The 12,099-nt window shown below is 53.7% G+C and carries 9 protein-coding genes and 1 pseudogene; 8 read left to right on the forward strand and 2 right to left on the reverse strand.

What is annotated here, in order from left to right; all coding sequences use genetic code 11:
• The 4 genes and pseudogenes from QVP67_RS08450 to ccsA all read left to right on the forward strand — a co-directional run.
• Window positions 1-638: pseudogene (locus tag QVP67_RS08450) on the forward strand (hypothetical protein); the annotation flags it as partial.
• A gap of 103 nt (window positions 639-741) precedes the next feature.
• The gene (locus QVP67_RS08455) at window positions 742-1,986 is read left to right on the forward strand and encodes an imelysin family protein (protein WP_022163135.1); all 1,245 of its coding nucleotides are present in this window, start codon (window positions 742-744) and stop codon (window positions 1,984-1,986) included.
• 52 nt (window positions 1,987-2,038) lie between these two features.
• Window positions 2,039-3,685 (forward strand): di-heme oxidoredictase family protein, encoded by a 1,647-nt coding sequence (locus QVP67_RS08460; protein WP_071150332.1) that lies wholly within the window; start codon window positions 2,039-2,041, stop codon window positions 3,683-3,685.
• A 22-nt stretch (window positions 3,686-3,707) separates the two neighbouring features.
• A complete protein-coding gene (gene ccsA / locus QVP67_RS08465; protein ID WP_288180041.1) occupies window positions 3,708-5,951 on the forward strand; it encodes a cytochrome c biogenesis protein CcsA in 2,244 nt (747 codons plus the stop codon).
• A gap of 452 nt (window positions 5,952-6,403) precedes the next feature.
• Here ccsA and QVP67_RS08470 read toward each other — a convergent pair whose 3' ends face one another.
• Both QVP67_RS08470 and QVP67_RS08475 read right to left on the reverse strand, forming a co-directional pair.
• Window positions 6,404-7,030 carry a response regulator transcription factor gene (locus tag QVP67_RS08470; protein ID WP_022163138.1) on the reverse strand — a complete coding sequence of 209 codons (627 nt, stop codon included), beginning with the start codon at window positions 7,028-7,030 and terminating at the stop codon, window positions 6,404-6,406.
• Entirely contained in the window at window positions 7,017-7,724 is a 708-nt protein-coding gene (locus tag QVP67_RS08475; protein ID WP_022163139.1) for a hemerythrin domain-containing protein, read from the reverse strand. The genes QVP67_RS08470 and QVP67_RS08475 overlap by 14 nt, the downstream gene beginning before the upstream one ends.
• 492 nt (window positions 7,725-8,216) lie before the next feature.
• Between QVP67_RS08475 and QVP67_RS08480 the strand changes: the two genes are divergently transcribed.
• From QVP67_RS08480 to QVP67_RS08495, 4 genes are all read left to right on the forward strand, one after another.
• Window positions 8,217-8,579 (forward strand): BlaI/MecI/CopY family transcriptional regulator, encoded by a 363-nt coding sequence (locus QVP67_RS08480; RefSeq protein WP_022163140.1) that lies wholly within the window; start codon window positions 8,217-8,219, stop codon window positions 8,577-8,579.
• A complete protein-coding gene (locus QVP67_RS08485; protein ID WP_022163141.1) occupies window positions 8,576-9,334 on the forward strand; it encodes a TlpA family protein disulfide reductase in 759 nt (252 codons plus the stop codon). The genes QVP67_RS08480 and QVP67_RS08485 overlap by 4 nt, the downstream gene beginning before the upstream one ends.
• A 29-nt stretch (window positions 9,335-9,363) precedes the next feature.
• The gene (locus QVP67_RS08490) at window positions 9,364-11,205 is read left to right on the forward strand and encodes a TlpA family protein disulfide reductase (RefSeq protein WP_022163142.1); all 1,842 of its coding nucleotides are present in this window, start codon (window positions 9,364-9,366) and stop codon (window positions 11,203-11,205) included.
• Window positions 11,206-11,221: 16 nt separating this feature from the next.
• The coding region (locus QVP67_RS08495) for a M56 family metallopeptidase (protein ID WP_288180042.1) at window positions 11,222-12,099 on the forward strand (878 nt) is incomplete at its 3' end.

Genomic DNA, 12,099 nt, shown 5'->3' on the forward strand with positions numbered 1-12,099 from the left:
CTGCCGGAAGTCCGTACGAATTCAAGATAGCCAATGCGATGGCGGGAGCTTTCCGGGTGGATAACTATTCGGTGAAGGGACTGCGCCTGTCGGTCAGCGGATACGTGGGCAATTCGTTCAGTAATAGCCTGATGCGAAGCACGTCGGCCAAGTATGAGGGCGTGAAGGGAACGGTGACGATCGGTGCCTTCGACTTCGACTACCACGGACATAACTGGATTGTGCGCGGCTATGCGGACTACGGTCATCTGTCGGACTCGGATATCATTACTACCTGGAACAAGAATCAGCAGAAAAATTCTCCGTCGAAGGAGCAGGACGTGGCATCGGATGCCATTGCCGTTGGCATAGAAGCGGGGTATGACCTGTTTTCGCAAATCGCCAAACTGCGGGAAAAGGAACAGAAACTCTACGTGTTTGCCCGATATGACTATTACGACTCCATGTACAAGGTGGAAACCGGTGTGTATCAGTACGACTGGTGCGGACGTACGCGCCTGGCGGCGGGTGTCAACTATTATCCCATCAAGGACATTGTGATCAAAGGAGAATATTCCATCGGCTTGCTGAAAAGCAAGTACAACAACGAGCCTTCCATTTCGCTGGGAGTGGCGTATGCGGGGTTGTTTGGCAGATAAGAGGGGGGGAAGAGGGCATCTTTAACTGCTCTGACTCCTTGAAAGAGAATACCTCCATTTATACACGAAAATAGAATGAATAACCAATAATAAATAAACTGATATGGAATTGAAGAAATTTTGGAAAGGAACTGCCTGCCTGATGATGGCGGCAGCATTGGGACTGAGTAACGCTGCCTGCAGCGACGACGACAACACGGGCGATCCGGGAGAACTGACTGGCCAGGAACAAGCCTTGCAGCTGGTAGCCAAGGACTACATTGAGAAGACGGTAGTGCCGACGTATCGTGGTATGGCCGATGCTACGATGGAACTGTATGAAAAATGCCTGGCACTGCGCAATGCCGGTGCAGGCAATCTGACCAGAGCCATGGTGCAGGAAGCCTGTGACTCGTGGGAGAAAGCACGCCGCTACTGGGAGTTGAGCGAGGCATGGCTTTATGGGCCTGCTGCCGACTACAACATCGATCCGCATATTGATACCTGGCCATTGGACCGTACCGCCATGGAGAACATGCTGAGTAACGAGCAGCAGATGGCAAACATGGACGAGGACGGTGTGTTTATCTCGACGCTGGGCGAGAGTCTGCTGGGATTTCATGCCGTGGAATACATGCTGTACGGGGTAGGTACCGACGGTATCGGTACGGGAGAACCACGTGACGTGAGCCTATATACCAAACAGGAACTGATTTACCTGACTGCCGTGGCTGCCGACCTGCGCAACCAGTGCATCCGTCTGGAAGTATCGTGGGCCGACGGAGTGGCCGACATTGATCAGGAGAAGCGCGACCTGCTGGCCGAACTCGAACTGGAGCCTACCCGTAAGTACGGATATGAGATGATCAACTCGGGACAGCTGGGATCGACGTGGGTGAGCTATGCCAACGCCATTCAGGAACTGCTGGTGGGAGCACAGGACATTGCCGACGAAGTGGGTGGTCTGAAGATAGGCAATCCGACCGGACACGGCGAGGAGGATGATCCCGACTACATAGAATCGCCTTACAGCCTGAATTCGATTGAAGACTTTACCGACAACATCAAGAGCATACAGAATGCGTACGAAGGTTATCAGATAGGCAAGAACGGAAATGTGACCGACGGTTACATTCAGCCGGTGGACCATTCGCTGAGCGCTTACGTAGCTACTATCAGTCCGGAGGCGGATACCCGCCTGAAGAACGCCATCCAGGCTGCCATCGATGCCATCGGAAAGATGCAGGAACCTTTTGCCAAGACGGCACGCGACCCGCAGTACGATGCCATTAACCAGGCCGCCATTGCTGCCTGCAATGAGGTGTCGGACGCATTGAGCGCGGTGATGAACGCAGTGGCACAGAATTGAGCAGGCAGGAGAATCGTAACAACGGAGTTAAATGTCAATATCTGAGGAAAAAATGAAATGTAACTATTTTTACCTGATGGCTGCGCTGGGCTTGTGCCTGACCGCCTGCCAGGACGACGGACCGGCTGTCCCGTCAACGGATGGAGGAGCCACGGAACTGCCCGAATGGTATTATACAGGGGGAGAACTGGGAACTTCGTTCCTGCAGACCACAACAGCATTTGAGCAGCCTACGGCTGTTGTGGAAGAAAACTTCTTTGAGGAATTCAAACGGGGAGAACAGCTGTTTGAAAAGTCGTTCAACTCGAACAACGAAGGGGTGCGTCACGGGTTGGGGCCGCTCTATATCCGTACTTCCTGCATGCACTGCCATCCCGGTTACGGTCATGGCAAGAGCCAGAACAACGGTACGTTCAACACCAGCGAGATAGGAAACGGCTATCTGCTTGTTGTCTACAATCCGGCGACCAATGCCTATGTGCCCTGGCTGGCCGGTATGCCGCAGACGAAGGCAGTGGCTCCCTTCAAGGCACCGGTTGACGAGTCGCAGATCCGCATCACGTGGCACGAATACACCGATGCTTTCGGAAATCAGTTTCCCGACGGGGAGACTTACCGTTTGCGCTATCCGGAAGTGACGATTCCGAAAAGTGCGATCTATGTGGCCAACCGGGGATATGACGTGGGTGAGTACGAAGTGCGTCTGGAATCGACCATCGGTATATACGGAACCGGTCTGCTGGATGCCATCAGCGATGCTGACCTGAAAGCCGAGTATGCCAGGCAAGAACAGGACGGCTTTCTGCCCAACGGTCTGAACCCGAACATTTTTGCCAACGGTGAGTGGACGGGACAGTATGCCAACACGGCTCAGGGAGGTGACGGTACGAAGTATCCTTACCGCTATACGTATGCCTTGAGTCGCGGGCCCCTGCAGGATGCTGCCGGAGCCAATGCCTTCTGGAACATTACGAACGTGACCCGCAGTGACCGGCGTTTCCATTATCTGGATGCGGCAGGTACGTATGCCACGTATGCTTCGCAGGATCCGGACATTCAGGCCGGATTTCCGGCATACATTGCCAAGGTATCTACTGCCGAGGAGCATCCCGAATGGTTTACGGACAACGTAGCCGATAACATCTATAATTATCTGACATCGAAGAACCTGCCAGTAGAAATCAGCGATCAGGACTACATCGACCTGATGGTGTGGCACCGTGGTCTGGCCGTGCCTGCCGCACGCAATGTAGACGACGAAGCTGTGGTGCGCGGCAAGGAACTCTTTTCGGAAATAGGCTGTGCCTACTGCCACAAGCCCAGCTGGACGACGGGCGAGGACGAGATACGCGACCCGGCACGTTTCTTTACGGGCGAACGGGCCAACCTGTTGCCACGCTATCCCAATCAGAAGATATGGCCTTATACGGACATGGTACAGCACAAGCTGCACATGGTGAACGACATCCGTACGGGATGGTGCCGTACTACACCGTTGTGGGGACGTGGCCTGCACCAGCGTTGTACCGGTGCCGAGTATGCCGACCGCCTGCACGACTGCCGGGCACGTACGACGCTGGAGGCCATCATGTGGCACGGTACGAGCGAGCAGAGTGATGCCTACTATAGCGTAAAGAAATTCCGCGAGCTCTCGAAGGAGGATCGCGACGCGATCGTGAAGTTCATTGACTCCATCTGACGGGTTCTCTTTCTTTTTAGTTATGGCAAAGAAACATTTACGAAATCTTTCTTTCGGTCTGCTGGGGATGTTGCTGGGGGTGCTGATGGCAGCCACGTGTGTGGAGAAAGTGTGGGGCACTGGTTGGGTGGTCCGGTATGTATACGGAGCCTCGTGGTTTGCTGTCTGTTGGGCCGTGACGGCTGTCGCAGCCATCCTTTATCTGATAGGTCGCCGGGTGCAGAAGCACCGGGCGACTTTTTGTCTGCATCTGTCGTTTGCGGTGATTCTGCTGGGAGCATTGGTTACCCATGTGTGGGGTGTGCAAGGCAGGGTACATTTGCGGAAGGGTGGAACGGAAAGTTCTTTTCTCGCTTCGGACGGCCGGGTGGTACCCTTGCCTTTTGCACTGGTGCTGAATGACTTCCGGGTGGAGTATTATCCGGGTACATCGGCACCGAGCGACTTTGTAAGCCGTTTTGCACTGGTGGCGAACGGGGAGCGGCAGGAGGCGGTGGTGAGCATGAACCGTATTTTCCGTTACGGGCCTTACCGGTTCTACCAGTCGGCTTACGATGCCGACGGGCAGGGCGCTACGCTGTCGGTGGCATGCGATCCGTGGGGTATCGGCATCACGTATGCGGGCTACCTCGCTCTGCTGTTTTCAGGGCTGATGTTCTTTTTCAGTCCGCACAGTACGTTCAGGCAGTTGCTTCGCAGTGCCCGGGGAATGCGGGGAGCGGGGCTGGCAGTGGTACTGTTGCTGTCGGTTCCATCCGTTCGGGCGCAGGAGGGTCTGCCACGGGTGTTGCCTCGGGAGACAGCGGCTGCTATGGGCGAGATGTACGTGTACTATCGTGACCGCGTCTGTCCTTTACAGACACTGGCCAGGGACTTTACGGTGAAGCTGTACGGCAAGCCGGAATACAAGGGACTTTCGGCCGAGCAGGTGCTGACTGGCTGGTTCTTCTACTACGACGACTGGAAGACGGAGCCGTGCATCCGTGTGAAGAGCCGGGAAGTACGCCGTCTGCTGGGAATTGACGGAAGCTATGCCAGCCTGCAGGACTTTGTGGGGCCGGAAGGCTATAAGCTCGACGCCGACCGGCTGGCCGGAGCTGCGGTGAAAGACACACATGGAGCAGGTGAGGCAAACGAAAAGTTCAGTCTGGTGAGTGCGGCAGCTGCCGGAAGTCTGTGGAAACTGTTTCCGTATCGGGTTATTAGTGACACACTGCATGGTGGTCGCTACCGGTTGGAGTGGCTGTCGCTGGCTGATCGTCTGCCGAAGGACCTGTCGTATGAGAAAGGAGCCTTTGTGCGGGGAGTGATGAACTACGTGGCCGAGCAGGTGGCCCGGAAAGACTATGCCGAAGTGGAGCGGCTGGTGGAGAAGATACGCACCTACCAGCGGCGTGAGGCAGCCGGAATGTTGCCTTCGGACCTGCGCTTTCGTGCCGAACGGCTCTACAACCGGCTGAACAACAGTCTGCCTCTGGCAGTGACGTTGGTGCTGTTGGGACTGGGAACGTTTGTTTACTATGTGCGTTGCCTGATACGTTGCAGACAGGCAGGGAAGACCGTTGGCCGCGGACTGACGGGAGTGATGGGAGCCGTTGTATTGTGGCTGTTGGTACTGATGGTGCTGCGTGGAGTGGTGAGCGGGCATCTGCCGATGTCGAACGGGCACGAGACGATGCATCTGCTGGCCGTATGTGCAGCGGTACTGACACTGTGCTTTCGGAGACGTTTTCCGCTGGCTTTGCCTTTCGGTTTTTTAGTGTGCGGGCTGGCGCTGATGGTGTCGATGCTGGGCGAGCGCAATCCACAGATCACTCCGCTGATGCCGGTACTTGCTTCGCCGTTGCTCAGTATTCATGTGGCGGTCATCATGATAGCCTATGCGTTGCTGGCTTTTGTGATGCTGAACGGTGTGGCAGCCCTTTTGCTGGGGGCGATGCGGAAAGATTGCGGAGACGAAATGAAACAGTTGCAGACGGTGAGCCGCCTGATGCTCTATCCGGCAGTGTTCCTGCTGGCGGCAGGTATCTTTGTGGGAGCGGTGTGGGCCAATGTGTCGTGGGGACGTTACTGGGGATGGGATCCCAAGGAAGTGTGGGCACTGGTGACGATGCTGGTCTATGCCCTGGCTTTACATCCGGCTTCGTTGCCCTGGTTCCGTTGTCCGGTGTTCTTCCATGCGTTTTGTGTGGCAGCTTTCCTATGTGTGCTGGCCACGTATTTCGGAGTCAATTTCCTGTTGGGAGGAATGCACAGTTATGCCTGAAAGAAGAATATCCAAGCTCTATTACTTATATTTGATGAAAGGGAGACGGCATTATACCTAATTCATGCGATTGCACCATCTGTGCCGATGCGCTATCTTTGCAGTATCAGATTTGAATGAATTAGTTAGTCATAATTACGTAACCACTTTTATGAAGATAAAAGGATTCCCGCCTTCCGATGTGATATCGCAGGGCGGGAATTTTGTTGGGGGGCCTCACCACGGAGGACACAGAGTTTCACAGAGATTTTCAGAAGGATGTGTCAAAGCGACAAAGCCTTTGCATCCTGTCATTCTGAGCGAAGTCGAGGAATCTCAAGCGAGTATGTGTGTGAGATGTTTCGACTTCGCTTCACTCCGCTCAACATGACAGAATGAAAGTACTATTTTTATTATTGATATGTCCTTCTGAAGGCTCTGTGAAACTCTGTGTCCTCTGTGGTGAACAGTTCTCACAGCTTCTCCCTGATGTCGCTCAGTTCGACCAGTTTGTTGACAATGGCGTAGATGGTGAGGCCGGCAGGGGAGTGGATCTGCAGCTTGCGGGCAATGTTGCGGCGGTGGGTGATGACGGTGTGGATGCTGAGGAAGAGCTTTTCGGCAATGGCTTTGTTGGTCATTCCCTTTACGACGCAGGTGACGATCTCTTTCTCGCGTTGGCTCAGGGTGTCTGATTCGTTGTCTTTCTCCTCTTCTTCCTCTTCGTCGTTGCGGAGCAGGCTATTCAGTTTGGCGGTGATGATGTCGAGGTCGTCGCAGATGGAGAAGCGTTCGTCGTATTCCTTCAGCACGTTGTTGTTGGTCACCAACGAAATGAGGGCGATGTATTTGACACCCGCCAGCCGGGGATGTTCGGCCTTGAAGGCAGGCAGGTTGAACCACCCGTCGAGGGCAGGATTGATGATAATGATGTCGGGTTGGTGCAGGTTGGCATAGTGGCCCAGGCCCTCGGCAGAGTTGACCTCTACGGGGTGGATGTCAAAGTTGGGGATGCGGCGAAGTACGGCCGACACACCGCTGCGGATAATGACAGAGCTTTCGGCTACCACTATTTTCAACGACAGGTTATTGCTGCTCATCTTTCAGTCTCCTTTCCATTTGTGCCACGGCGGGTACAAACATATAATCTTCGACCTGGCAGTGTGAGGCAAGGTCCTGTTCGCAGTTGAAGATGTCGAACAGGACGGCGTTCAGCAGGTTGTTGTTCCCTTTTTCGGGATAGTATTTGATGATGATGTTCTTCAGCTCGGTCAGCTTACGGTCTATCTGGTTGTGATGGCTGGCGAAGGTGGCAATGTCGTAGTTGTCAGACAGGCGGCCTTGCAACAGCCCGTCCACGTAGGTGAAGACGGCCTGATTCTCGTACTCCATGTGGCGGCGTACCTCCTTGGCATACTCGTCGAAGAACTTCAGGATGAGGAAAGACACGTCTTCCGTACCCGAGCAGTCGATGGCTTCGATGAGCTTGCGGCGGATGGCGGGCAGGTTGAAGTCGAGAAAGTAGGTGTGTGCCCGCTTCAGGTAGTCCATCAGGGCGGTGAGCGAGAAATCTTCTTCCTCGTTGTTATAAGTGTAGGGCTCGTGACTGATGAAGTTGGCCACGGCGAGGAAGGTGCGGTAGTCCACTCCCTGTGTCTGGCAGACATCTTTTACCGTTTTGTCGCCGAAGCCGAGTGACAGGCCGAAGCGGCTCATCACCATCAGTAGGGAGTAATTGTCGCAGATGAGGTCGCTCATCTTGTCCGTAGCACGGTATTTATGCGGTTCGTTCATGGGCGTAAATGCTTGTTTTAGTGTATAACTGCCTTTGGGAAGGCATTGTTTTATCCCGGGCGCAAATTAACGATTTTTTGGCGGCTGGTGCAATCCCTATTTGTAGGTATTTTGAAAATGTTGAATCCGCTACGGTAGAGACGCAAAATTTTGCGTCTCTACACACGTATGCACCATGATTCAATTCACCACAGAGGACTCAGAGTTTCACAGAGTAAAAATTTTAAATCCGTGTTATCTGTGTTTTCCGCGTCTGAAAAATCTCCAAACCTTCAACCATTCACCATTCTTCATTCACTCTCTTCCCCATTTTTCATGCAAACTAAAAGTTTTAGTTCTTGTTAACTATGAAAATTAGTTTATGAACTAAATTATTTCGTTATTTGCAAGGGGAAGGGCTACGAGCTACAAGTAAGTGGTGGGCTGCAAATTCGTAACTCGTAATTCATAACTCGTAGCTCGTAGCTCATAACTCGTAACTAAAAAAATAATATGAAAGCATTGACTGCAAAAGAAGAAGAAATCATGGGCTTTTTCTGGGAAAAAGGCCCACTGTTTGTGAAAGAGATGCTGGCTTTCTACGATGATCCGAAGCCGCATTTCAACACCCTGTCCACCATTGTGCGCGGGCTGGAGGAAAAGGGTTACCTGGCGCATAAGGCTTTTGGCAACACCTATCAGTATTATGCCACGGTGACTCGAGACGACTTCAGTCGCCGTACGTTGCGGAGTGTTATCAGCAAGTATTTTAATAACTCGTATCTGGGTGCTGTGTCATCGCTGGTGAAGGAGGAAGACATTTCGCTGAAAGAGCTGAAGGAACTGATACAGAAAGTAGAGGAGGGACGGTTATGAGCAAGCGTATTCTTATGATGATGTGTCTGCTGTGCAGCCTGACCGTAGCTGTCTGGGGGCAGTCGGACGGAAAAAAGGTACCGAAGCTGCTGGTGGACAGCTGCTTCTTTGCGGAAATGCCTTCGGAGTTGCAGGGAGCTGCCTATCAGATGTCCTTACTGAAGAACGACGACGGGCAGATGCTGTTGCTGGTGACAGGCATCAAGCTGAGCGAGAAGTCGAAGAAGTATGCCATTCCCCTGTCCGAAGTGAAAGACGCCGACTATTGGTTGGAGAAGGCGAAAGAAAACAAGCAGTTCCTGTCCATCATAGATCGCACTCCCAAGTCGGCTATGAAGGAGGGGGAGCGTATCAGACCTTTCAGTGTGCAGGCGACAGACGGTAGTTGCTGGACCGACAGCAACACGCAGGGACGTCCGTTAGTATTGAACTTCTGGTACACCGGTTGCGGTCCCTGCATCCGCGAGATGCCCGAGCTGAACGGGTGGATGGACGTCTGTCCCGACGTGAACTACCTGGCCGTCACCTGGAATACGCCCGAACAGATTGAGAAGATCATAGAGCGTCGTGGTTTCCGCTTCCATCAGGTGGCAGGCGACTCTGTGCTGTGGAAGATGTTCGGCGTGCAGCAGACACCTACCACGGTGGTGCTGGACAAGCAGGGTGTGGTGCGCAAGCTGGTGACAGGCACCAGTCAGCAGAAGCGCGACGAGCTGCTGGAGGCCATCCGGCAGGTGTCGGACGAGAAGCAATGATAAGTTGGATCATTTAATATAGAATCCGTATGAAAAAGATATTATTGGTAATGTTGTCCGTGCTGTGCTGGCTGAGTGGGTACGCACAACTGAAGGTGGTGGAGAAGCCCTACTTCCTGGGCGGGGAGACAAGGCTGGAAGTGAGCCGTGTATCTCTCTATGATGACCGTACGGTGGTCGACGTAGACTATTATGCCGGAGTCATGGGTGATGCAATCAGGTTGTCCCCTTCGGCTACCTTGTCGGCCGGAGGCAAACAATATGCCTTGAAGAAGGCTGAAGGCATTTCGACCACGGAGGATCTGGAGGTAGCCGTTAACGGGAAAGTCAGCATGCAGTGGACATTTGAGCCCCTTCCGGTCGATGTAGCCACATGCGATTTTCAGGAAAATGTGGACCGGGGTTGGACGCTGAATCAGATACATTTGGACGGCAAAAAGCCCGAAATAGACGTGCCCGAACGTTTGGTCCATCATCGGCCTGACTACGACCGCCCTCTGCCGGCGGCGCAGCCCGTCTTCGGAAAGTTCCGCATCACCGTCCGTTTCCTGGGCAAGGTGTCGCCGGGCAGTATCCGTTATGGTTTGAGCGAATGGGGGGCGCAGTCGTTACTGCCTGTTTCTGTCGAAGAGAAGGACGGCGTTTGTGTGATAGACGATTATCTGACCCATCCGGGACTGAAGTCGTTCTACGTGGGCAGGCAGAAGTATTCTGTCTTTGTGGCGCCGGGCAGTGAGGTGACGATGACCATCAACTACCATGCTATACAGATGGCTACTACGCATCTCTTTGGCGAAGAATACAAGGACGTGCAGAAAGTATGGTTCGAGGGCGATTACGACGGGCTGAATACTGCCTTGAACAACGGCCCTTACAGTCTGGATGCGACTGACGAACTGGACGACATCGGTACCATGTCGGTGGACGAGCTGAAAGAGAAGGTATTGGCTTATTATGACCGGGTGAATCAGTGGTTGGAGAACGATGCTTCGTTCAGTGCCCCTGTGAAGAGGCTGCTGCACTTGGAATTGCAGGCTCTTACATTCAGCAATGTTTCCTCTGCCAAGTACACCATAGGTTTTGCTCTGCGGGCCAAAGGACAGAAGCGGGGCAGCCTGACCGAGGGTCCCGGCTTCCGCGATGAAATCATGGCACTTGATTCCCTCCGCTCACCGACCATGATGATGACTACGCGCTATCCGAGCATTGTGTCGGCCTTGAGTAAGGCTCACGATCCTGCCGCAGACCATTCCTGGTGCAAGGATTTGGAAAGCATGGTCTTGAACGAGATGGCGCGCCGCTACTTAGGACGCATGGCTCCGTTGCCCGATACGTTGCTGGCCAAGGTGGACAGCTTGCAGACGCCTGCCATCCGCGAATATGTCCTGACCAAACACCACGAATACGCAGAGGCTCTGAAAAAGGCTGCCCATGGAGGCGACGGTTACACCATTGCTACGCTGGATGCTTCCGTCAGGGGCGACAGCCTGCTGCCGGCCATTGCTGCCCGACATAAGGGACGGGTGGTACTGATAGATTTCTGGGCCACGTGGTGCGCTCCTTGTCGTCAGGCCATGAAGAGCATGAAGCCGATGAAGGAGGAACTGAAGGACAAGGATGTGGACTTTGTGTTCGTGACCGACGAAACCTCTCCGCAGGTTTTGTGGAAAAAGATGATTACCGACATTCACGGCGAGCATTATTACCTGACCAACGCACAGAATGCCGACCTGTTGAAGAAATACCAGTTCACAGGCATTCCTGCCTACCTGATATTGGACAGGGAAGGCCGGGTGGTGTACCAGCATGTGGGCTTCCCCGGTACGGAGGTCATGAAGCAGGAATTGGAGAAGGCATTGTCAACTCGTTAACTAAAACATAAATTATATGGGGATCTTTTTAGTCTACATACTTAAGTCTGCTGCCTGTCTGGCGGTGTTCTACCTGTTCTATAAGCTGCTGATGAGTCGCGACACGTTTCATCGGTTCAACCGCTTTGCCTTGTTGGGACTGCTGGTGCTGTCGTCCGTGCTTCCGCTGGTGGAGGTCAGTGTGAACGAACCGGTGGGAGTGCAGGAAACGATGCTGACGCTGGAACAGCTGCTTCTGCTGGCCGATGTGGAGGAAGGGCAGGAGACAGTCGTGGCACAGCCAGCTACGGCACTGTGGGTACGTGTGGCATTGCTGGTCTATCTGGCAGGGATTGTTTTCTTTGCCGTACGCAATTTGTGGTCGCTTGGCAGGCTGGGTGCATTGTTGCGCCGGGGCCGAGTGGAGCGGGTATCGGATTATCTGCCGGGTCGTGCGGAACATGTAAGGCTGGTGGTGCACAACCGCGACATCGCCCCTTTCAGCTGGATGCGCTACATCGTCCTGTCGCGCAAGGATCTGGAGGAGAACGGCCGCGAGATATTGATTCACGAGCTGGCGCACATCCGCAACCGACATTCGTGGGACCTGCTGCTGGCCGACCTCTGCATTTTTGTGCAGTGGTTCAATCCCGCCGCATGGCTGTTGAAGCAGGAGTTGCAGACCCTTCACGAGTACGAGGCCGATGAAACCGTGCTGCGCGAGGGGGTGGATGCCAGGAAATATCAGATGTTATTAATAAAAAAAGCTGTCGGCACAAGGCTCTACTCTATGGCCAACAGCTTTAATCACAGTTCACTTAAAAAACGTATCACTATGATGTTAAAAGAAAAGTCCAATCCGTGGGCGCGGGTGAAGTATCTCTACGTACTCCCGCTGGCGGCACTGGCTGTAAC

It is taken from the genome of Bacteroides sp. CAG:633, assembly GCF_000435115.1.
Classification (GTDB): domain Bacteria; phylum Bacteroidota; class Bacteroidia; order Bacteroidales; family Bacteroidaceae; genus Bacteroides; species Bacteroides ndongoniae.